Source organism: Sinomonas sp. R1AF57 (assembly GCF_002224485.1).
Classification (GTDB): Bacteria; Actinomycetota; Actinomycetes; order Actinomycetales; family Micrococcaceae; genus Sinomonas; species Sinomonas flava.
In genome coordinates, this window is the sequence record NZ_CP022463.1 from 3,145,583 (window position 1) to 3,167,009 (window position 21,427).

A 21,427-nucleotide genomic window follows, 5' to 3' on the forward strand; every position below is an offset into this window, starting at 1 on the left:
CGTAGGCGGACAACGGGCCGTTGGTCCCTCTGCGGGCCCCGTCGCCCCCAGCCCTTCAGCGGAGGGCCAGCCAGAGGTGCGCTGCGACGTCGGGGTCGTCCAGGTCGACGCCGAGCAGCTCACCCGCCCGGGCGATCCGGTTGCGGACGGAGTTGCGGTGCACCCCGAGGTCCCGGGCCGTCCCCTCCCACTGGCCCCGGTTCTTCAGGTACGCCCGCACGGTCGGCAGCAGCTCGCCGCCCGCGTCGGCCAGCGCCTTGGCCCACTCGTCCGCGGGGAGCTCGAGGCCGTGCCCCACCCGCACCATGGTGCCGGCGGGGGCCTGCCCGGCGGCATCCGCCACCTGCCCGACGATCTCCCGCACGCGGCGGAGCGGCACCGGCCCGCCCCAGGCACCGCGGGACCCGGGTGCGAGCCGCGGCCGCGAGGTGTCCGCGGGTAGGAGGACATACAGGAGGCCGCCGAGCTCGAACGCGAGCGCCTCGCCGGGCAGGCTGGGACCGCCGCGCCGGGGTGCGGCGTCAAGCACTGCAAGGTACGCCGACTCCGGCAGCGCGGTGCCCATCTGGTCGGCGAGGAGGCGCGCGGCGTCGTCGTGCCCCCCGAGGACGAGGGCGACGAGCATGCCGTCGCTGCGCGTGCGCTCCTCCTCGGCCCGGCGCAGGCCGGCAGCCCGGTGGGCGAGGAGGGTCGAAGCCGTGAGGAACAGGTGCCGCTCCGCGGGGGCCAGCTGGCCGCCGCGGCCCAGCGCGAGGTAGGCGCCGCCGGAACGGCCGTCGGAGAGCGGGTACAGCGCAGCCGGTCCGGAGGAGAGCTCGAGCGTGGCAGTCGCGCCGCGGCCGGCTGCGCGGAGGGCAGCGGCCTCCCGGGCGAGTTCGGCCAGCAGGCCCGCTGGAGCGTCGTCCGGCCCCCCGGGCCCCGAGCACGACGGCGCCTTCTCGCCGTCCGGCAGGTAGGCCACCCAGGTGCCGAGCGCGTGGGCGAGCTCGCGCACGATGGCGGGCTCGGCGTCGCCCTTCGACGCTGCACGGGTGAGCGCGACCTGGAGGCCGAGCAGGGCGGTGAGCTCCGCCTCTCCCCCGCGGCGGACCAGCTCCCAGTACGCGCGCGACACCGCAAGGAACGGCGACTCCCGCGGCACCGTCAGCAGCGGCAGGCCGGCCTCGACGCACGCCGCCCGGAGTTCGTCGGGCACCATGCTGTGGCCGGACCCGAGGCCCAGGCCGAGTGCGGCGACGCGCCCCTCGACGAGGCGCCGCACGTAGGCGGTGGCGGCCTCGGCGCGCTCGGCCCCGTCGCGCCCGGCCAGCTGCATCCCGACGGTGAGGAGCAGCTCGCCTCCGTCGAGGAACACGGTCGGGTCCTCGAGCTCCGAGACGTGGACTCCCGTCAGCTCCACGCGCGGCAGCGGGACAGGCCAGTACGGGACGAGGTCCCCGCGGGCGGCGTCCGCGAGCTGAGCGAGGGTGATCATCGCCGCGTCCGGTTCTGCTCAGTTCGGAGGACGAGCGCCGGCGTGTCGCGGCGGGACACGCCGGTGTGCGCGGGTCGCGGGGCGGCAAACCGAGCAGGAGCGGACGCGCGCACCCGGCCCCCGCCGCACTGCGCCGCCGCGTGCGCACCTCGCACACCTTGGGGTTGTGCAGTAAGTCTCATGAGACCCCAGTATGGGTCATAACATCCAAAGACGCGGCCCTGAGCGGTCCCTAGTGTGGTCTCAACCACACAGCCTTCCATCACCGGGAGAGACCAATGACTGACACCGCCCTCGCCCCATCCTCCGCAGCCGCCGTCGCCCAGCGCGCCCGGCACCTCGCCACGGAACTGCCCGGTCCGCGCTCCCGCGAGCTCGAGGCCGAGCGCCGCCGCCACGTCACCGACGGGTTCGGCGTGACGCTGCCGGTGTTCATCGACCGGGCGGAGGGATCGCTGCTCGTCGACGTGGACGGGAACCGGATCATCGACTTCGCCGCGGGCATCGCCGTGACGAGCGTCGGGGCCGCAAACCCCCGCGTGGCCGAGCGGGCGGCCGCGCAGCTGTCCCGCTTCACGCACACGTGCTTCATGGTCACGGAGTACTCCTCGTTCGTGGAGGTCTGCCGCTGGCTCAACGAGCACACCCCGGGCGCCTTCGAGAAGCGCACCGCGCTCTTCTCGACCGGGGCGGAGGCCGTGGAGAACGCCATCAAGATCGCCCGCTCGGCAACCCGCCGGCCCAACGTCCTCGTGTTCGACGAGGCCTACCACGGCCGCACCCAGCTCACCATGGCCATGACCGCCAAGGAGAACCCGTACCGCATCACCTTCGGCCCGCTCCCGGGCTCGGTCTTCCGGGGCCCGACGGCGCCCGCGCACCTCGCGCCGTCCGGTGCCGGGGAGGCGGACCGGACAGCCGCCGTCGTCGCCCAGGCGCTGGCCGGCGTCGAGGAGGTCCTCGCCTCGGCGGGCCCGGAGACCTTCGCCGCCATGGTGATCGAGCCGATCCAGGGCGAGGGCGGCTTCGTGGTCCACGCCCCCGGCTTCCTCGCCGGGCTGCGGGAGCTCGCGACGCGCCACGGGATCGTCCTCGTGATCGACGAGATCCAGACCGGCATGGGCCGCACGGGCACGCTGTTCGCCTCCGAGCACGACGGCGTCGCCGGCGACATCACCCTCTCCGCCAAGGCCCTCGGCGCGGGGCTCCCGCTCTCCGCCGTAACCGGGCGCGCAGAGCTCATGAACGCCGTCCACGCGGGCGGCCTCGGGGGGACCTATGCGGGCAACCCTGTCGCGTGCGAGGCGGCCCTCGCCGTGTTCGAGCTCCTCGAGGACGGCGCGCTCCTCGCCGGGGCCCGCGCCGTCGAGAAGGCGGTGCGGGCGCGGTTCGAGCCGCTCCTTGCGCTGGAGGGCATCGTATCCGTGCGCGGGCGCGGCGCCATGATGGCGATCGAGTTCGGCGACGACTCCGGCCCCCGCGCCGACCTCGCAAAGGCCGCGGCCGCCGCCGCCAACGCCGCCGGCGTCCTGACGCTCACCTGCGGCACGCACGGGAACGTCATCCGGCTCCTGCCACCGCTCGGCATCGAGCCCGACGTCCTCGACGAGGGCCTGGCGGTGCTCGAGGCCGCGGTGCGGCAGGCGCTGTCATGACCGCGGCACCGGGCAGCGCTGCCCGTGCGGTGCCGGGCCGTGCCGGCGGTGAGGTGCCGGCGGGAGGCGGCCCCGCGGCGTCGTGCATCACCGAGCCGGCCGACGGCACCCCTTCCTTCGGACAGGACCACGCGCCACAGCGCGGGGTTCCGTCCCAAACGGGGGGCCGCGCTCCGGGCACAGCTCCCCTCGAGGGGATTCTCGTTGCCGACTTCTCGCGGGTGCTCGCCGGGCCGCTGGCGACGATGACGCTCGCGGATCTGGGGGCGCGGGTCGTGAAGGTCGAACGGCCTGGCAGCGGGGACGACACCCGGCACTGGGGGCCGCCGTTCTCCGCGACGGGGTCGACGTACTTCGAGAGCGTGAACCGGAACAAGGAGTCGGTCGAGTTGGACCTGGCCGACCCGGAGGACCGCGCCCTGGCGCGGGAGCTCGCGCTGCGCGCCGACGTGCTCGTGGAGAACTTCAAGCCCGGCGGCCTCGAGAAGCTCGGGCTCGGGTACGAATCATTGGCGACGGAGAATCCGGGGCTCGTCTACGCCTCGATCTCCGGGTTCGGATCCGCCGGGGGGCGGGACCTGCCGGGGTACGACTTCATCGTCCAGGCCCTCGGCGGGCTCATGTCCATCACGGGCGCCGCCGACGGGGAGCCGGGTGCGGGACCGACCAAGGTGGGGGTCGCCGTCGTGGATGTTCTCACGGCCAAGGACGCCACGATCGGGATCCTCGCGGCCCTCGCGGAGCGGGCCCGGACGGGGCGGGGGCGGCGGGTCGAGGTGAACCTGCTCTCTTCCCTCCAGGGCGCGCTCGCGAACCAGGGGCAGGCGTACCTGGGCGCCGGAGCCGCCCCGCGGCGGATGGGCAACGACCACCCCTCGATCGTGCCGTACCAGCTGCTCGCGACCGCCGACGCGCCGCTTGCCGTCGCCGCCGGGAACGACGGGCAGTTCGCGCGGCTGTGCGAGGCGATCGGTTCCCCCGACCTCGCCGCGGACCCGCGATTCGCGACCAACGCCGCGCGGGTGGCCCACCGGTCCGAGCTCGTCCCGCTGCTCGAGGCCGGGCTCTCGACGGCCTCGGCCGAGGTGTGGCAGGACAAGCTCGCCGGCCTCGGCGTCCCGTGCGGACGCGTCGCCGGAATCGGGGAGGGGCTCGACTACGCCGAGTCGCTCGGGCTCTCCCCCACGGTCGAGGTCCGCGACCGCTCCGGGGCTGCGGTGGGCCGGCAGATCCGCCACCCCATCACCTGGACCCCACCCCTGCCCCACCGCACCCAGGCGCCGCCCGCGCTGGGAGCCGACACGGCCGACGTCGTGCGCTGGCTCAGAGCCTGACTCCCCACCCCGCAAACTCTTGAAAGGAACCCCACGCATGACTGCCACCGCTAGCCTGACGGGCATGGACACCGCCCCGGGCACCAACAGCACCGACGCCGGCGACGCCGACCGGCTCCCCGACACCGCCGACCTGATCTCCTTCGACTCCCTCCTGACACCAGGGGAGCTCGCGCTGCGCGACACCGTCCGGGCGTTCGTGAAGGAGCAGATCAAGCCGAACATCGCCCGCTGGTACGAGGACGCACGCTTCCCGCTCGAGATCGTCCCGGAGATGGCCAGGCTCGGCCTGCTGGGCATGCACCTGCACGGCTACGGCTGCGCCGGCCGCTCCGCCGTGGAGTACGGCCTGGCCGGGGCGGAGCTCGAGGCCGGCGACTCCGGCCTGCGCACCTTCGTCTCCGTCCAGGGCTCCCTCGCGATGTCCGCGATCCACAAGCACGGCTCCGAGGAGCAGAAGGCCCAGTGGCTGCCGCGGATGGCCGCCGGCGAGGCGATCGGCTGCTTCGGCCTCACTGAGCCCACCGCCGGCTCCGACCCCGGCTCCATGACCACCCGCGCCCGCCGCGACGGCTCCGGGGACACCGCGGACTGGATCCTCACCGGCAAGAAGCGCTGGATCGGCCTCGCGAACGTCGCCCAGGTCGCGGTGATCTGGGCCCAGACCGGCGAACACGGAGACCCCCGCGGGGTGCGCGGCTTCGTCGTCCCCACAGACACCCCCGGCTACACGGCCACCCCGATCGAGCCCAAGCTCTCCATGCGCGCCTCGATCCAGTGCGAGATCGAGCTGGACGAGGTCCGCCTCCCCCACGACGCCGTCCTGCCGGACGTCGCCGGGCTCAAGGGCCCGTTCTCGTGCCTGAACGAGGCCCGCTACGGCATCATCTGGGGCGCCATGGGTGCCGCCCGCGACGCCTTCGAGGACGCCCTCGCCTATTCCAAGGAGCGCCTCCAGTTCGGCAGGCCGCTCGCCGGGTACCAGCTCACCCAGGCCAAGCTCGTGGACATGGCCCTGGAGATCAACAAGGGCTTCCTCCTGGCCCTGCACCTGGGCCGGCTCAAGGACGCCGGGAAGCTCGCGCACCACCAGATCTCCGTCGGCAAGCTCAACAACTGCCGCGAGGCCATCGAGATCTGCCGCGAGGCCCGCACCATCCTCGGCGGCAACGGCATCACGCTCGAGCACTCGCCGCTGCGCCACGCGAACAACCTCGAGTCCGTTCGCACCTACGAGGGCACCGACGAGGTCCACACCCTCATCCTGGGCCAGCAGCTCACCGGAGAGGCGGCGTTCCGGTGAGCGCGGGCACGGACACGGCGCGGGTTTCGACTCCGCTTCGCTCGGCTCAACCACCGCAGCTGCGCCTCCTCATCGGCGGCGAGTGGGTAGCCGGCGACGGCGCCCCGCTCGCCTCGGTCAACCCGGCCCACCCCGAGCAGGTGGTGGCGGAGGGCACCCAGGCCGTCCCGGCCGACGTCGACCGCGCCGTGCGCGCGGCCCGCGCCGCCCAGGGTGGGTGGGCCCGCACGCCGATCCACGAGCGCGGCGCCGTGCTGGCCCGCGCCGCCGCGGAGCTCGAGGAGCGCGCGGAGGAGCTCGGCCTCGAGCTCACCCAGGAGGAGGGCAAGACGCTCGCGGAGGGGCGGGGCGAGGTGCTGCGCGCCGCGCAGGTCCTGCGCTACTACGCCGGCGAGGGCGACCGCGCGGCCGGCGAGCACTTCGCATCCCCGCGCCGCGGCGAGCGGATCCTCGTCACGCGCAAGCCGCTCGGCGTCGTGGGGATCGTGACGCCGTTCAACTTCCCGATCGCGATCCCGGCGTGGAAGATCGCGCCCGCTCTCGTGCACGGGAACGCGGTGGTGTGGAAGCCGGCCTCGACCGTGCCGCTGCTCGCGATGCGGCTCGCCGAGGCGCTCGTCGAGGCCGGGCTGCCGGGCGGCGTGCTCAACCTCCTCATCGGGCCGGGGGCGCTCGGCACCGAGCTCGTGCGGCACCCGGAGCTGGACGGGCTCTCCTTCACCGGGTCCACGGGCGTGGGCCGCATGCTCGCGGGCGAGGCTGCCTCGCGCGGCGTGCCGTTCCAGGGCGAGATGGGCGGGAAGAACGCCGCGATAGTGCTCGCGGACGCGGACCTGGACCTCGCCGCCGAGCAGGTGCTCTTCGGCGCCTTCCGCTCGAGCGGGCAGAAGTGCACGGCGACATCGCGGCTCGTCGTCGCGGAGCAGGTCGCGGACGAGTTCCTCGCGAAGCTCGCGGCGCGGCTGGACGCGTGGCGCGTGGGCGACCCCAGCGACCCGACCGTGCACATGGGGCCGCTCGTCACGGCGGACGCCGCGCGCTCCGTCCGGGGCGCCGTCGCCGCCGCAGAGGCCGACGGCGCACGGCTCGCCTACCGCGGGCAGGTGTCTCACGCCGGCGTCTCACCCTCCGCCTTCGTCCCCGCGACGGTCCTCGAGGTCGACGCCGAGAGCCTCTTGTGGCGCGAGGAGCTGTTCGGGCCCGTGCTCGCGGTGCGCCGAGCGGCGTCGGCCGAGGAGGCGTTCGCGCTCGCCGAGGACTCCGAGTTCGGGCTCTCCGCGGCACTGTTCACGCGGGACATCGCCACCGCGCTCGACGCGGTGGACGCCCTCGACGTCGGCATCCTGCACGTGAACTCCGAATCCGCCGGCGCCGACCCCCACGTGCCCTTCGGCGGCGCGAAGAAATCCGGCTACGGGCCCAAGGAACAGGGCGGGGCGGCGAAGGAGTTCTTCACCCACACCACGACGGTGTACCTGCGGGGGTAGCCCTTCCCCCCTGGATCGACTGCTGCGCAAGTGTCGTTTTGAAGCTCTATAGCGACACTTGCGCAGCAGTCGATGGGGGGCGGAGCGCGGGGCTCGGCCTAGACGGTAGACGATGGCTGGGCTACCTGCTACCGGGGAGGGTGTTCGGGAGGTACCTCCGTGCCGCGAGGTCGAACTGGAAGTAGTCGTGCAGCTGGTTGCCCTTCTGGTACGGGTCCTGGGGCCGGGGCACCTTGTAGTACCGCCCGCTCAGGATTGAGCCCGCGAGGTCGACGCGCAGGAATCCATGGTGGTCGTCGCAGTAGGAGTTCAGGGTGACATCGTCGCCCTCGGAGTCCGTCAGCACGACCGGCGGGATCATCTTCTCCCCGTCGACCGTCTGGACGGCATGGAGGTTGTGGTAGCCGCCCGCGCCGGTCACGAGGTAGAGCGAACTCGCCTCGGCGTCGATCTCGTGCGTGAAGCGCTGATAGTTGTGGACGTGCCCGGCCACGACGACTTCAGGTCGCCGTCCTGCCTGCTCCGCGGCATTGTTGATGACGTCCTTCATCGCGACGCTGCCGGAATGGTGGTCGTCGGCCGAGAAGGGCGGGTGGTGCAGGACGACGAAGATCGGCACATCCTTCGGCAGCTCCGAGAGCTCCTGCGCGAGCCATTCGGTCTGCGGCTCGCGGATCTCGCCGCCCTCGGGGACGTTGCTGTAGAGGCCCACGATGTTGACCAGGGGCGTCAGCAGGGTCCAGTAGACGTTGGGCTGGACCATCGCGGTGCGGGGGGCGTCGCCGGACTCGGGGGTCTTGGTGGGCTCCGTCGCGCAGAAGTTCCTCAGGAAGCCGTCGAGCGAGGTGTCGTCCTCGAGGTTCTCGCCGTCGTGGTTCCCCGGAACAGCGAAGATCGGCACGCCATAGTACTCGTACGGCGCGTAGAACTGCTCGTAGTAGTTCTCGACCTGCCCGTTGAAGTACACGCAGTCACCGGCAAGATAGAGGAACGCCGGCGTCGACCCCGAGGAACCCTGCTGTGCGAGGTCGGATTCAAGCCCCGCGGCAACCAGTTGCTGGGGAACCGCGTTGCCGATTCCGCCGACGTCCCCATCCAGATGGAAGCTCATGGTGTTCGTCGCGACGATCTTCCCGTACTGCTCGCTGGAGATGATGTCCTTGAGGTCCAGGCGGAAGGGACTCGCCCCGGTGGGAGGCGGGAGCTCGCGGTACGACGTATTTCGCGGCTGGCGGCTGTTCACCGCGAAGGCCGCCGTCATCGACGGCCGCTGCATCGCGAAGACATGGCCCGGCTGGCCCATCAGAGGAACCCGTTCCATTTCACCCTCCATCCAGGACGACGCCGCCGCGCAGACGGCACCTGAATGCTAGGGCCCGCGGGGACTCCCGGGAAGCTACTGGTCAGTCCTCCCCGAAGGCCGCCCGCACCTCGGCCGGGTCGACGTCCTCGATCCTGGACGGACGCCACCGCGGCGCGCCGTCCTTGTCGACGAGCAAGGCACGGATCCCCTCGCGCATGTCGTGCCTCCCGATGAGGCTCGCCCCCAACCGGAGGTCCTGGGCGAGCACGTCGACAAGCTCCATGACCGCCGCCCGGCGCAGGGCAGCCAGCGTCACCACCACGGAGAACGGGCACACCGACCGCATCGCCTCCTCGGCCGCCCGCGCACCCCCGTGGCCCTCGGCCGCGAGCTCGACAAGGCGCTCGAGGATCGTCTGGGCGTCGTCGCCCGCATAGGCCTCGTCGATCCACTCGCGCTCGCGAGCGAGCGGGGCGACCAGCCGCGGGTCGGAGGCCTCGAGCGCGAGCCCGCGCACGACGTCGTGCGCCGCCGCGAGCGCCGAGTCCTCCCCCACGCCCGGCTCGGCCAGACGCGCGGCGAGCGCCTCGATCAGCGTCTCGGCGCGCTCCCCCAGCCGCTCGGACGGGACGAGGTGGTCGGCCCAGCCGAGGTGCACGGCGTCGGCGCCGGTCAGGGTCGACGACGTGAGCGCGAGGTGCGTGCCGAGCTCGCCCGGGGCGGCGGCCAGGAGCGTGGCCATGCCCACGTCCGGCGTGAAGCCGATCCTGGCCTCCGGCATGGCTGCCTGGGTCCGCTCGGTCACGATGCGGACCGAGCCGTGCGCGGAGATCCCGAGGCCGCCGCCCATCGTGACGCCGTCCATGACCGCGACGTACGGCTTCGGGTACGCGGCGATGAGAGCGTTGAGGCGGTACTCGTCGGCCCAGAAGGCGACCGCGTCATCGTCCGGCCCGAGACGCAGGGCCCGGACGTCGCCGCCCGCGCACAGCCCGCGCCCCTCACCGCGCACGACGACGCCACGCACGTCCGACGCGTCGGCCCACTCCTCGAGGAGGTCCTCGAGCGCAGCGATCATGGCGTGGTCGAGCGAATTGAGGGCCCGGGGCCTGTCGAGGGTGACGATCCCGAGCGGGCCGCGGATCTCGGCGCGGACGTGCTGGCTCATGCTGACGATCTCCTCAAGGGTTCAGGCGGCCGGTGACCCCTCGGCGGGCGGGACCAGACCGCTCGACGGGGGGCGCACTCGCGGGGCCGTGCGGCACGCGTCCACGAAGGCGCCCAGGATCGCGCCGAGCTGGCCGGGGTCGTTGGCGCCGTCGGGGGCAGCCGTCTGCGGGTCCTCGGGGTGCCACTGGACGGCGACGAGCCACACGCCTGGGTCGGCGGACTCGACGGCCTCGACCACACCGTCGGGGGCCATCGCGGAGATGCGCAGGCCCTCGCCGAGGCGCCCCACGCCCTGGTGGTGGCCGGAGACGACGCGCGCGGCGGGCCCGAGCATCTCGAACAGCCGCGTGCCCGGCTCGATGGCGGCGTTGTGCAGAACCATCGGGCCCGACGGGTCGGCGTGGTTGCTGTGCATGCCGCGGGACCCGAGGTCCTCCTCCAGTGTGCCGCCGAAGACCACGTTGATGAGCTGGAGCCCCCGGCAGATGCCGAGGACGGGGCGGCCCGCGGAGAGGGCATCGCGCACGAGGGCCCCCTCGGCGTCGTCCGCCGTCCGGTCCACGTCCGCGATGGCCGGGTGCGCGGAGTCGCCCCCGTACAGCGCGGGGTCCACGTCGCCGCCGCCCATGACCAGCACGCCGTCGAACTCCTCCACGGGCGGGAGCGGGCCGGCCGCGGCGTCGAGCACGACGGCGTCAGCCCCCGCTGCGGCGAGGGCCGCCGCCGCGCTGTGGGTGAGGGAGGCGAGCTCGGCGTGGAACCAGGCTTCGTGGGACGGCGCGCTGGCCGCCCACGTCACGGCGATGCGGGGCACACGGGTGGCGGTCATGCGTAGAGGGGGTTGTGGCCGGCGGCGACGCGCTCGTTCGGTCGGACGAGGCTGGGCGGCGTCCCGTCACCGAAGGGCCTGCCGCCGAGCTCCTCGCGGCCGTGGGGCGTGAGCCAGCCTGAGAGGTCGGGGCCGGCGGGCACGATCTGGGTGGGATTGATGTCCTCGTGGACGATGTAGTAGTGCCGCTTGATCTGCACGAAGTCGATGGTGTCGCCGAAGCCCGGGGTCTGGAACAGGTCCCGCGCGTAGCCCCAGAGAGCAGGCATCTCGGTGAGCTTGCTGCGGTTGCACTTGAAGTGGCCATGGTAGACGGGGTCGAAGCGGGCGAGCGTCGTGAAGAGCCGCACGTCGGCCTCGGTGATCGTGTCGCCGACGAGGTAGCGCTGGCGCGTGAGTCGCTCCTCGAGCCAGTCCATTGCGTCCCAGAGGCGGGCGTAGGCACGGTCGTACGACTCCTGCGAGCCCGCGAACCCGCACCGGTACACGCCGTTGTTGACGTCTTTGAAGACGCGGGCGTTCACCTCGTCGATCTCGTCCCGGAGGCGCTCCGGGTAGAGGTCCGGTGCGCCGTCGCGGTGGAAGGCGGTCCATTCGAGTTCGAAGTCGAGGGTGATCTGGGGGTAGTTGTTGGTCACGACGGCGCCGCTCGGCACGTCCACGATCGCGGGCACCGTGATGCCCCGGGGGTAGTCGGGGAAGCGCCGGAAGTAGGCCTCCTGGAGACGCTCGATCCCAAGGACAGGGTCCCGGCCGTCCGGGTCGAGGTCGAAGGTCCAGGAGCGCGCATCGTGGGTGGGGCCGGGGAGCCCAAGGGAGATGGCGTCCTCGAGCCCGAGCAGGCGCCGTACAATGATCGTCCGGTTCGCCCACGGGCAGGCCCGGGCCGCGACGAGCCGGTAGCGGCCTGCCTCCACCGGCCACGCCTTGGCTCCCTCGGGGGCGGGCGTGCCCGGCGGGAAGGTGCCGTCGCGGGTGATGCGGTCCTCGATGTAGTTCGTGTCACGGGTGAACTCCTCGCCCGTGTGGACGTAGGCGCCCTTGGTGCTGAACTCTCCGATGCTGGCCATGGAGCCAGCCTAGTGCCGGGGCTAGATTGGAGCGATGGAACGGCCCGCACCCTCCCCATCCCCCTCGGACACGCCGCCCCCCGCCCCCGCAGACGCGACACCATCAGACAGGACGCCCTCAGACAGGACGATGGACTGGATCGCCCGTCTCATCGCCATCGACACCACGAGCCGCGACTCGAACCTGCCGCTCATCGGCCTCATCGCCGCCGAGGTGCGGGAGCACGGCGTCGAGCCTGTCCTCGTGCCCAACGAGGATGGCAGCAAGGCCAATCTCATCGCGACCTTCCCGGCGGCGGACGGTTCGGTCTCCGGCGGCATCGTCCTCTCCGGCCACAGCGATGTGGTGCCCGTGGACGGACAGGACTGGTCGAGCGACCCCTTCTCCCCCGAGGTGCGGGACGGACGCCTCTACGGCCGCGGCGCGTGCGACATGAAGGCCTTCGTCGGCGCCGTCGTGGCACGGATCCCGGACCTCGCCGCCGCGCCCCTGCGCGAGCCGGTGCACCTCGCCTTCTCCTACGACGAGGAGATCGGATGCCTGGGGGCGGAGGACCTCGTCAAGGACATGGTGGGACGGGACCTCCGCCCGCGCGCGTGCATCGTGGGCGAGCCCACGAGCATGCGGGTGGTCCACGGGCACAAGTCCATCAACCTCTTCCGGGTCGACTTCCACGGCGTCGCGGCGCACTCGTCGCTCACCCCGAACGGCGTCAACGCGATCGAGCACGCGGCCGCGTTCGCGCGCTTCGTCCGCTCCGTCGCCGACGAGTTCCGCGCGCAGGGGCCGTTCGACGACGCCTTCGACGTCCCCTACACGACCTGCACCGTGAACCTCATCGAGGGCGGGATCGCCGTCAACACCGTCCCCGCCGACTGCACGCTGCACTTCGAGTTCCGCTCGATCGGCGCCGTCGACTCGCGCGCCCTGGTCGAGCGCTTCCGCTCCGAGCTGCGCAGGATCGAGGGCGAGATGCAGGCCGAGAATCCTGCTGCACACATCGAACTGAGAGTCGTCGCCGCGGCTCCGGGGCTCGAGACCCCGCCCGACGCCGAGGTTGTCCGCCTCGCCACCCAATGGGGCGGGCTACCCTCGGATGAGAAGGTCGCATACGGCACCGAGGCGGGCCTCTTCGACCAGGGCGGGATCCCCACCGTGGTGTGCGGCCCCGGCGACATCGCCCAGGCGCACTCCCCCGACGAGTTCGTCGACCTCGCGCAGATCGCCCTGTGCGAGGCCTTCCTCGACCGGGTAATTGCCTCTGTGCAAGAACGATCCGCCCGCACCCCCTGAGGAGCCTCGCATGCCCGCCACTTCCGCCACCTCGGCGGCCACCCCGGAGCGGCTCGCCGCCGCGCGGAAGGCCGTTGTCAGCAGTTCGATCGGTGCCGCGCTCGAATGGTTCGACATCATCGTCTACGCCTCGTTCGCGATCGTCATCGCCGAGAACTTCTTCCCCGAGGGCGACAGCACCCTCGGGCTCATCCTGACGTTCGCCACCTTCGCGATCTCCTACCTCATCCGGCCGCTCGGGGGCATGTTCCTCGGCTCGTACGCGGACCGGCACGGCCGCAAGGGCGCGCTGACGCTGACGCTCACGCTCATGATGGTCGGGACCCTCATCATGGCCATTGCCCCGACACACGCCCTCGTCGGCGCCTGGGCGGGGATCATCATCCTCATCTCGCGGCTGATCCAGGGCTTCTCGGCCGGCGGCGAGTTCGGGACGGCCACGACCTTCCTTGTCGAGACGGCCCCGCACCGGAAGGCGTACTACGCGTCCTGGCAGGTCGCGGCCCAGGGCATCTCGATGTTCCTCGCCTCGGCCTTCGGCTTCGCCCTGTTCAACTGGCTCTCCAAGGACGACCTCTACGCCTGGGGCTGGCGGATCCCGTTCATCATCGGCATCTTCATCGGTCCCGTGGGCCTCTACATCCGGGCGCGGCTGACCGAACCGGACGAATTCCTGACCAGCGAGAAGCACGCGGGGCCCGTCCGTGCGATCTTCACGCACTTCCTCGGCCGGCTCCTCACGGCGTCGGCGTGCATCGGCGTCGCCACGATCTCGATCTACCTCATCCTCTACATGCCGACCTTCGCCGTGAAGAGCCTGCACGTCACGGCGAGCGCGGCGTACCTCGGCGGAGTCGTCGCCGGGCTCGTGATCCTCATCGGGACGCCGTTCGTCGGGATGCTCGCAGACAGGGTCGGCCCTGCCCGGCTCATGCTGTGGTCCGCCGTCGCCGCGTTCGTGCTCGCCTGGCCGCTGTTCCAGCTCATCATCAGCACACCCACGCTGCCGGTGTTCCTCCTCGTGGTCGGCCTCCTCGGCGTCCTGTGTGCCCTCTACTTCGGCCCGCTTCCGACGCTCCTCACCGAGATCTTCCCCGTGAACGTGCGCACCACCGGGGTGGGGGTGGCCTACAACGTCGGCGTCACCGTCCTGGGCGGGCTCGCACCGCTCGTCCTGACGTGGCTTCTGGACCTCGCCGGCGCCCTGAGCGCGCCGAGCTTCTACTACATGGCCGTCGCCGTCATCTCCCTCGTGGGACTCGGCGTCGCGCGGACGCGGTACAACGCCCGGTAGGGGCTGCGCTCGCGGGCGCTGAGCAGCATCGACCCTCGCCCTGCCCGGCGCCGGCTCAGAATGGTGGCGGCCGGTCGGGCGGAGGTTTGCGCGGCGGGCTCGGGGGCTGGCCGGTCGACCGGGGATTGGAGTCGCAGGCCCGCGTGACGTGCCGTCGGCTGAGGGGCGACGTCCAGACGATGGTGCCGTCCCGCTCGTTCTGTTCAGCCGTCCAGTGCCCGAGCGTCTTGATCCTGTGGTGCTCGGGGCACAGCAGGCCCAGGTTCTCCGCGTCCGTGGACCCGCCCGTCGACCATTCGTGGGTGTGGTCCGCTTCGGTGTGGGGGGTGTGGTCGGTCGCAGGCGGGAAAACGGCAGCCCTGGTCGCGGAGCGCGAGGAACCGACGAAGGGCTGCGGGTGGCGTGTATCGCATGCGCCCCAGTGCGAGCGGGGCACCGGTCTGGCGATCCGTCAGGAGGCGGAGCCACGTGGCCGACTGGGCCGCCAGCGACCTCGCAGCCTCGGCGGGGATGAGGCCAAAGCCGAGGACTTCGGCAGGCTCGTCGCCGAACGCCATCCCCGCCGCCACCAGTTCGGCTGCGGGGCGGGCCGGGTGCTGGGGCTGCGCCGGGTGCCGAGGCTGCGCCGAGCGCTGGGGCCGGGCCGGGTGCTGGGGCTGGGACGAGCCAGGACCGCCGCCTGCGGTTGGTAGGACGGTGGTGTGCGGGACCTTGATCACGACCTCAGCGCGCACTGCTCCGGCGCCCGCAGGAGCACACGCGGGGGCGAGCAGGAGGTCGGTGAAGGCGTCGAGCCGGCGCTGGGCCACGGTGCGCGGGTCATCAGGAGAAGCCTGGCTGCGGGCAATGGCCTGCAGCCGGGCGTCGATCATGGCACCGGCTTCGAGGGGCAGATGGGCGTGGAGGTGGCACATGCCGTCGTCGCCCGGCTCGATGTCCACCCTGCGCCGCTCCCGCGCCTGCTTGGCACGGGCAGCGAGCGTGAGGGCGCTGTGCTCCTCGGCCATGCGCCGCAGCGAACGCCTGAGCGCCGGCAGAGAGAGCCTCGGCGGGGCGGGGGCGTCCGCAGGCTGGCCCTGTCCGGCGTCCCCGGGAACCGCGAGCGCAACGGCCCGTTCCAGGAATTCCGGGGCGGACGCGGCCGGGACGGAAGCGGCAGCATGCAGGATCGTCTGGGCGCGAGCACGGTCCAGCCGACCGTCCTGCAGGGCCGCCAAGACGGGCACAGCCTCCGGCTCCGTCACGGCCAGCGCCTCGGCAACCAGCGCCCGGGCGGTCCGCGGGGGCAGCGAGAGCTCAGCGGCGATCTCGGCGGCGGTCAGGGAAGGGGCGTCGAGCCGGTCGAACGGGCTGGCGGAATCGGCACCGAGCAGGTTCGCGATCCCCCGCACCATGAGCACCCGCATCGCGTGCAGCTTCGCCTCAGCTGCCTCGACCGCGGAGAGAGACGACAGGAGTGCGTCAACCGCTCGTTCGTGGTTGCGGGCCGCCACCGCCAGAGGGTGGAGGAGGACCACTTCGCCCATGCCGTTCTCATCGACCGCCGCCCAGTCCCGCTGCTCCGACAGTTCGCGGTCCGGGTCTGCGGCAGGGTCGTCCAGGTACGCCGGATAGTCGGCCGCCTCCGACAGCTCCGCCGCCAAGGACGGGTCCGACCAGTCGTCGGCGTCCGCCCATCCGGACAGCCGCGGGGACTCGCCCTCGGGCCGCAATGGCTCCTCAAAGGACGCCCCGGAGCGCGAGGCGAGCCGCTCGCCGTCGTGCGCGGCCCCTTCAGAGATTCCCCTGAACCCGTCCATGGAAAGATCCCACCACAGGGGTCCGACAGTTCTCGTGGCGGGGTTCCCGCACCGTCGTATCGACGCGGGGTGAGACTCAGTTTCACGGTGTCGGTCCCACCGGCTAGCGTGGGCCTCGGAACACACCATCGACGGCGAGGACGTGACCATGGACTCCAGCACCTTTGACCCGGGCAGCTACACCACCCTCAAGCTCGACCTCGACGAGGGCATCCTGACCCTCACCGTGGACCGGCCGGATGCCCTCAATGCGCTCTCCCAGCAGGTCGTCTCGGAACTCTGGAAGGCCTTCACCGCCATCCAGGACTCCTGCACGCACGACGCCGGGTGGCCGGTCCGCGGCGTCATCGTCACCGGGGGCGGGGGGAAGGCGTTCGTCGCTGGCGCGGACATCCGCGAGATGGCGTCCATGGACCCCGACTCTGCGGCCGAGTACGCGCGGTCGATGCAGGGCGTGACGCTCCTCATCGAGAAGCTCCCTGTGCCGGTCATCGCCGCCGTGGACGGCTTCGCGCTCGGGGGCGGCTGCGAGCTGGCCCTCGCCTGCGACTTCATCTACGCCTCCGAGTCGGCCCAGTTCGGCCAGCCGGAGGTCAATCTGGGCCTCGTGCCCGGGTTCGGCGGATCCGTGCGGCTCCCCCAGCGCGTGGGACTGGGTCCCGCCCGCGAGCTCATCTACACGGCCCGGAGGATCGACGCCGCCGAGGCGCTCCGCCTGGGCCTCGCCAACCGGGTCCTTCCCTCGCGCGAGGAGCTCCTGGGGGCCGCCCGGGACACCCTCCAGGAGATCGCCGGGAAGGCGCCCGCCGCTGTCGGACTCGCGAAGCAGTCCATTGCAGGCGCCACGGGCCGACCCACCATCCAGGGCCTCGAAACCGAGGCGGAGGCGTTCCGGGAGGCCTTCACCACCGACGACATGCGCGAGGGCACCACCGCCTTCCTCGAGAAGCGGAAGGCCGCGTTCACCGGGAAGTAGGGAACGGGGTCAGCGCGGGGGACCCGCCCCCCAGTCCCCTGACAGTCACAGCTGGAGCTCCGGCGCCGTCACAGCGGAATGAAAGGGTTGGGCGGAAATGTAGGTGGCATGACGGCGACACTCCCCTCCCACGACAAGGCCCCCCACAGGACACCGCCCACCACCCGCTCCCGGCTGACCCCCCGCGGCGTCCTCGCCCGCGAGCTGACGGCGCGCGGCCGGCGTCGTCTGCTCTCCGCGGACGCGCTCACCGTCGCGGCCTGGGGATCGGCGGCCGCCGCCGTCGCGCTGTACCTCGCCGAAGGTGCCGCCGGACAGTTCGGCTCGATCGCCTCCGCGCTCACCGCGGTCGGAATCGTCGCGGGCCTGATCGGCACCGATCTCGTGCTCGTGATGCTGCTGCTCGCGGCACGGCTGCCCTGGATCGACCGGGCCATCGGCCACGACAAGGCCATGGCCGTCCACGGCAGGCTTGGGAAGCCTGCGCTGTACCTGCTCCTGGCCCACATGGTCTTCCTCCTGCTCGGCTACGGGGCGGCCGAGGGCCTCGACCCCGTGTCGGAGGCCGTGGCCCTGTGGAACCTCGTGCCGGACATGTGGCTCGCCTTCGTCTCGATGGCGCTGTTCGTCGCGGTGGTCGTGACCTCGCTCGTCGTGGTGCGCCGGAAGATGCCGTACGAGTTCTGGCATGGGATCCACCTCCTCTCCTACGCCGCCGTGCTCACGGGCCTTCCCCACCAGTTCAGCGTCGGCGGGGTCTTCGCCGAGGGCCAGTGGCAGCGCGTCTACTGGGAGGCCTTCTACTGGGGCGTCGTCGGGGCGCTCGTCGCGTTCCGGGTCGTCGCGCCGGTCGCCCGCACGTGGCGGCACCAGCTCACCGTGAGCCGCGTGGTCCAGGAGGCGGACGACGTCGTGAGCATCGAGATGACCGGCCTGCGCCTGCACGAGCTCACGGGCGACGGCGGCCGGTTCTTCATCTGGCGCTTCCTCGCCCCGGGCCTGTGGTGGCACGCGCACCCGTTCAGCCTCTCCGCCGAACCGCACCGTGGCGCCTACGGGGACACAATCCGGATCACCGTCCGCAGCCTTGGCCGCGGAAGCGCGGCCCTCCTGGGGCTGCGGCCCGGGACGAAGGTCGCGCTCGGGGGCCCCTACGGCAACTTCGCCCACGCCTCCCGCACCCGCCCCGGCCTCGTGCTGGCCGGCTCCGGAATCGGCATCACGCCGATCCGAGCCCTCCTCGAGCGGGCCGAGTTCGCACCCGGCGACGCCACCGTGATCCTCCGCGCCGGCACCGACGAGCACATGTACCTGCGCGACGAGATCCGCGCCCTCTGCGCGGATCGCGGCGCCGTCCTGTACGAGCTCGTGGGCCACCGGTCCGCCCGCTCGGGCTGGCTCCCGGCACACCAGGCGGGCCTGACCCTGACCGACTACCTCCACCCCGGCGCCCCCGCCCTCGCCGACTCGGACGTCTACGTCTGCGGCCCGAGGGAATGGTCCGACGCCATCCTCGCGGACGCGAGGACGGCCGGCGCCGCCGACGATCAGCTCCATCGCGAAAGGTTCGACTGGTGAGAACACGAGCAGCCATCTCCGCATCCCTCGCCTCCGTCGGCATCCTCGCCGCGGGCTGGCAGGCCGGCGCCCAGGCGCTCGACGCCGCTCAGGCGACCGCCGCCGGCACCGGCACGGGCACCACCACCGGCACCGCCACATCCGGCACGGGAAGCACGACGGCGGGCGGCACCTCGGGCGCGACGGGCGGGTCGACGTCGTCCGGGGCGAGCAGCTCCGGCAGCACGTCCGGGCAGGCGACCACCGGGGCGCAGGCGAAGGCGCAGGCCACCTACGCCGGCAAGGTCGTCTCGACCCGGTTCGGCACCGTGCAGGTGCAGATCACGGTGCAGAACGGGAAGATCACCGACGTCACGGCGCTCAAGCTGACCGACGCCGAGCGGAAGTCCCAGATGATCAGCTCCCAGGCGGCCCCGATCCTGCGCTCGGAGGTGCTCCGGGCGCAGTCGGCTGACGTGCAGACCGTCAGCGGCGCGACGGTCACCTCCGACGCCTACCTCACCTCCCTCCAGGCGGCCCTCGATGCAGCCCATCTCTGACCCCACGTCCTCGGCTGGCGACTCGGCAGGCCATTCCGGAGGGTCGCCCACCCCGTCCCTCCGCGCCCGCACGTTCGTGTGCATGGGAACGGTCGTGAGCCTCACCGTTCCCGCGCAGCCCGGGAGCCCCAGCGATGCCGACGCCGACCGGATTGAGGCGGCCACCGCCGTCGTCGAGGACCAGTTCGAGGACCTGGATGCTCGCTTCAGCCTGTTCAAGCCGAACTCGGAGGCGAGCCGCGTCTCCCGCGGGGAGCTGTCCCTGATGGAGGCCAGCCCGCTCATGCGCGGCCTCTACGCCGACGCCGTGCGCTGGCGCCGCCGCACCGACGGCGCATTCACGCCCGAGCGGCCTGACGGGCTTTTGGACCTCAGCGGGCTCGTCAAGGGGTACGCCATCGCGGAAGCGGGGCGATCACTCGTGGCGCTCGGCCTGCACGACTGGTGCCTCAACGCGGGCGGGGACGTGCTCGTCTCGGGCTCGCCCGCGCCGTCGGCTGCTGGCGGGAAGCCGTGGCTCGCCGGCATCGTCGACCCCGCCGACCGGCGCACGCTCCTCGGCGCCTACCCCCTCGGAGCCCAGGCCGTCGGCGCCCAGGCCCACGGAGCCCCGCCACCCGCCTCGCGTGAGCCGGCACGGTCGGGGGCCCGGCGGCTGGCCCTCGCGACCTCCGGCTCCGCAGAGCGCGGCGACCACATCTGGACGGCGGGTCTACGGGGTCCGAGCTCGCGCAGTCCGGGCTTGCAGGGTCCTGCGGGGGCCCGGCGTCCGCAGTTCGCGCAGGTGAGCGTCGCGGCGTCGGACATCGTCACCGCAGACGTCCTCGCCACCGCCGTCGTGGCCGGCGGCCGCGGCACTCTGGACGCGGTGACGGCGCGCTGGGACGTGGACGTTCTCGCGGTGACGCACGACGGCGCGCTGCTCGCCACGCCGGGGTTCCGCGCCCCGAGCGCGGCGTAGCCTCAGAGGCGGGTGAGCTCCGGGTACTTGGGGCTCAGTCCGTCGCCGGAGGAGCGGCCGGTGAGCCGGCGCATGACCCACGGCCCCGCGTGCTCGCGGGCCCAGACGGCGTTGGCCCGCAGCTGCTGCACACGGCTCAGCACCGGCAGCGGAGGGACGTCCGGTACCTCTACGAGCCCCTCGTGCTCGAGGATCTCCAGCACCCGGTTCGCCATTGTCGCGTGCCCGAGCGCGGACATGTGCATGCGGTCCACGTCCCACATCCGCCAGTCCTGGAACTCGTGGAAGCGCCAGTAGTCCACGATCCTGGCCCCATGCCGGTCCGCGATCCACCGGACCTGCTCGTTGTAGATCGCTGTGCGCCCCCGCATCGAGCCGAACACCTTGGAGGATCCCGCGTCGAAGCCCGTGAACAGCAGCACCGTGGCGCCAGACTCGACCAGCCGCTCCACGGCGACGTCGTACTCGACGAGCAGCGCGTCGATGTCCACCTTCGGGCGGAGGATGTCGTTCGCCCCCGCGTACAGGGTCACGAGGGTGGGGTAGAGCGCGAGGGCGGGCTGGAGCTGCTCGCGGACGATCTGCTGCAGCTTGCGCCCGCGGATCGCGAGGTTCGCGTAGCCGAGTCCGGGGTCGGCCGCCTGGAGCTGTTCAGCCACCCGGTCGGCCCAGCCCCGGACCCCGTTGGGACGGGCCGGATCAGGATCTCCGACACCTTCAGTGAAGGAGTCCCCGAGCGCCACGAAGCGCGTGGTGAAGTCGCCGCTCACGGTGCCACCCCGGCGTCGTGCGCCCCGGCGCCCGCGACCCCGGCGCCCTCGGCGACCGCCGCCGCACGCGCGGGGTCGCGGAAGATCCAGCTGTCTGACTCGAGACGGGACACGATCTTCTCTCCGATCTCGGCCAGGCGCTGGACGTCGTCGCCGTCGAGCGCGTCGAAGATGAGCTGCCGCACGCGCTCCACGTGGTCCGGCGCGAGCTCGACGATCGTCTCCCATCCCGCGTCGGTGAGGTGGGCGGTGGTGACGCGGGCGTCGTCGGGCGAGGGCTGCCGGTCGATCCAGCCCCGCGCCTGCAGCTTGGTCACCACGTGCGAGAGGCGAGACAGCGATGCCGACGTGCGCGCGGCGAGCTCCTTCATGGGCAGCATGCGGCCCTCGGCCTCGGAGAGCATCGCGAGGACGTCGTAGTCGAAGAGGGAGAGCCTGTTCAGGCTCGTCAGGTGGGCGTCGAGCGCGGCAGGCAGAAGGGTGTTCACGCTCAGCAGCGCCAGCCAGGCCCGACGCTCCTGAGCGGTCAGCCAGCGGGGTTCGGTCACGGAAACCAAGCATAGAGCGTTGGGACTGCGGTCTGGTCCGCAG

The 21,427-nt window shown here is 72.4% G+C and carries 18 protein-coding genes and 1 pseudogene; 10 read left to right on the top strand and 9 right to left on the bottom strand.

The annotated features are described in order from the left end of the window. Window positions 1-55: 55 nt before the first annotated feature. Window positions 56-1,474, bottom strand: a complete 1,419-nt coding sequence (locus CGQ25_RS14460) for a PucR family transcriptional regulator (RefSeq protein WP_208710557.1) — start codon at window positions 1,472-1,474, stop codon at window positions 56-58. Window positions 1,475-1,752: 278 nt separating this feature from the next. On the opposite strand from CGQ25_RS14460, the gene CGQ25_RS14465 reads away from it, so the two are divergent. From CGQ25_RS14465 to CGQ25_RS14480, 4 genes are all read left to right on the top strand, one after another. Next, complete coding sequence (locus tag CGQ25_RS14465) at window positions 1,753-3,129, top strand: aminotransferase class III-fold pyridoxal phosphate-dependent enzyme (RefSeq protein ID WP_208710558.1); 1,377 nt, start codon at window positions 1,753-1,755, stop codon at window positions 3,127-3,129. Beyond that, on the top strand, window positions 3,126-4,463 hold the full coding sequence (locus CGQ25_RS14470) for a CaiB/BaiF CoA-transferase family protein (RefSeq protein ID WP_255405345.1): 1,338 nt from the start codon (window positions 3,126-3,128) through the stop codon (window positions 4,461-4,463). Before CGQ25_RS14465 ends, CGQ25_RS14470 begins: the two co-directional genes overlap by 4 nt. A 64-nt stretch (window positions 4,464-4,527) precedes the next feature. Further along, entirely contained in the window at window positions 4,528-5,766 is a 1,239-nt protein-coding gene (locus CGQ25_RS14475; RefSeq protein ID WP_208713103.1) for an acyl-CoA dehydrogenase family protein, read from the top strand. Further along, window positions 5,763-7,253, top strand: a complete 1,491-nt coding sequence (locus tag CGQ25_RS14480) for an aldehyde dehydrogenase (RefSeq protein ID WP_255405346.1) — start codon at window positions 5,763-5,765, stop codon at window positions 7,251-7,253. Before CGQ25_RS14475 ends, CGQ25_RS14480 begins: the two co-directional genes overlap by 4 nt. 121 nt (window positions 7,254-7,374) lie before the next feature. On the opposite strand, the gene CGQ25_RS14485 is transcribed toward CGQ25_RS14480, so the two are convergent. From CGQ25_RS14485 to CGQ25_RS14500, 4 genes are all read right to left on the bottom strand, one after another. Further along, on the bottom strand, window positions 7,375-8,574 hold the full coding sequence (locus tag CGQ25_RS14485; RefSeq protein ID WP_208710559.1) for a metallophosphoesterase: 1,200 nt from the start codon (window positions 8,572-8,574) through the stop codon (window positions 7,375-7,377). Between the two features lie 82 nt (window positions 8,575-8,656). Further along, window positions 8,657-9,724 carry an enoyl-CoA hydratase/isomerase family protein gene (locus CGQ25_RS14490; protein ID WP_208710560.1) on the bottom strand — a complete coding sequence of 356 codons (1,068 nt, stop codon included), beginning with the start codon at window positions 9,722-9,724 and terminating at the stop codon, window positions 8,657-8,659. A gap of 21 nt (window positions 9,725-9,745) precedes the next feature. Next, the gene (locus tag CGQ25_RS14495; RefSeq protein WP_208710561.1) at window positions 9,746-10,555 is read right to left on the bottom strand and encodes a gamma-glutamyl-gamma-aminobutyrate hydrolase family protein; all 810 of its coding nucleotides are present in this window, start codon (window positions 10,553-10,555) and stop codon (window positions 9,746-9,748) included. After that, on the bottom strand, window positions 10,552-11,625 hold the full coding sequence (locus tag CGQ25_RS14500) for a glutathione S-transferase family protein (RefSeq protein ID WP_208710562.1): 1,074 nt from the start codon (window positions 11,623-11,625) through the stop codon (window positions 10,552-10,554). Before CGQ25_RS14500 ends, CGQ25_RS14495 begins: the two co-directional genes overlap by 4 nt. 130 nt (window positions 11,626-11,755) lie before the next feature. On the opposite strand from CGQ25_RS14500, the gene argE reads away from it, so the two are divergent. Together argE and CGQ25_RS14510 are read left to right on the top strand one after the other, a co-directional pair. Beyond that, the gene (argE, locus tag CGQ25_RS14505; protein ID WP_255405347.1) at window positions 11,756-12,919 is read left to right on the top strand and encodes an acetylornithine deacetylase; all 1,164 of its coding nucleotides are present in this window, start codon (window positions 11,756-11,758) and stop codon (window positions 12,917-12,919) included. Window positions 12,920-12,929: 10 nt separating this feature from the next. Continuing rightward, the gene (locus tag CGQ25_RS14510) at window positions 12,930-14,213 is read left to right on the top strand and encodes an MFS transporter (protein ID WP_208710564.1); all 1,284 of its coding nucleotides are present in this window, start codon (window positions 12,930-12,932) and stop codon (window positions 14,211-14,213) included. Between the two features lie 55 nt (window positions 14,214-14,268). Here the strand turns inward: CGQ25_RS14510 and CGQ25_RS18730 are convergent, their stop codons facing one another. Beyond that, on the bottom strand, window positions 14,269-14,649 hold the full coding sequence (locus tag CGQ25_RS18730; protein WP_369802232.1) for an HNH endonuclease signature motif containing protein: 381 nt from the start codon (window positions 14,647-14,649) through the stop codon (window positions 14,269-14,271). Beyond that, window positions 14,588-16,162, bottom strand: a pseudogene (locus CGQ25_RS18640) (DUF222 domain-containing protein); the annotation flags it as partial. The gene CGQ25_RS18730 and the pseudogene CGQ25_RS18640, both read right to left, overlap by 62 nt. Between CGQ25_RS18640 and CGQ25_RS14520 the strand changes: the two are divergent. The 4 genes from CGQ25_RS14520 (at window position 16,161) to CGQ25_RS14535 (ending at window position 20,066) form a co-directional block, all read left to right on the top strand. Further along, window positions 16,161-16,988 (top strand): enoyl-CoA hydratase/isomerase family protein, encoded by an 828-nt coding sequence (locus tag CGQ25_RS14520; RefSeq protein ID WP_208710566.1) that lies wholly within the window; start codon window positions 16,161-16,163, stop codon window positions 16,986-16,988. The pseudogene CGQ25_RS18640 and the gene CGQ25_RS14520 overlap by 2 nt on opposite strands. Before the next feature lie 108 nt (window positions 16,989-17,096). Then, window positions 17,097-18,566 carry a ferric reductase-like transmembrane domain-containing protein gene (locus CGQ25_RS14525; RefSeq protein WP_208710567.1) on the top strand — a complete coding sequence of 490 codons (1,470 nt, stop codon included), beginning with the start codon at window positions 17,097-17,099 and terminating at the stop codon, window positions 18,564-18,566. Continuing rightward, entirely contained in the window at window positions 18,563-19,105 is a 543-nt protein-coding gene (locus CGQ25_RS14530) for an FMN-binding protein (protein ID WP_208710568.1), read from the top strand. Before CGQ25_RS14525 ends, CGQ25_RS14530 begins: the two co-directional genes overlap by 4 nt. A gap of 82 nt (window positions 19,106-19,187) precedes the next feature. After that, the gene (locus tag CGQ25_RS14535) at window positions 19,188-20,066 is read left to right on the top strand and encodes an FAD:protein FMN transferase (RefSeq protein ID WP_208713105.1); all 879 of its coding nucleotides are present in this window, start codon (window positions 19,188-19,190) and stop codon (window positions 20,064-20,066) included. A 2-nt stretch (window positions 20,067-20,068) separates the two neighbouring features. Here the strand turns inward: CGQ25_RS14535 and CGQ25_RS14540 are convergent, their stop codons facing one another. Next, window positions 20,069-20,836, bottom strand: a complete 768-nt coding sequence (locus CGQ25_RS14540) for an SGNH/GDSL hydrolase family protein (RefSeq protein WP_255405348.1) — start codon at window positions 20,834-20,836, stop codon at window positions 20,069-20,071. Further along, window positions 20,833-21,384: a MarR family winged helix-turn-helix transcriptional regulator gene (locus tag CGQ25_RS14545; RefSeq protein WP_208710569.1), complete on the bottom strand. Its 552-nt coding sequence runs from the start codon at window positions 21,382-21,384 to the stop codon at window positions 20,833-20,835. The genes CGQ25_RS14540 and CGQ25_RS14545 overlap by 4 nt, the downstream gene beginning before the upstream one ends. Window positions 21,385-21,427 lie beyond the last annotated feature (43 nt).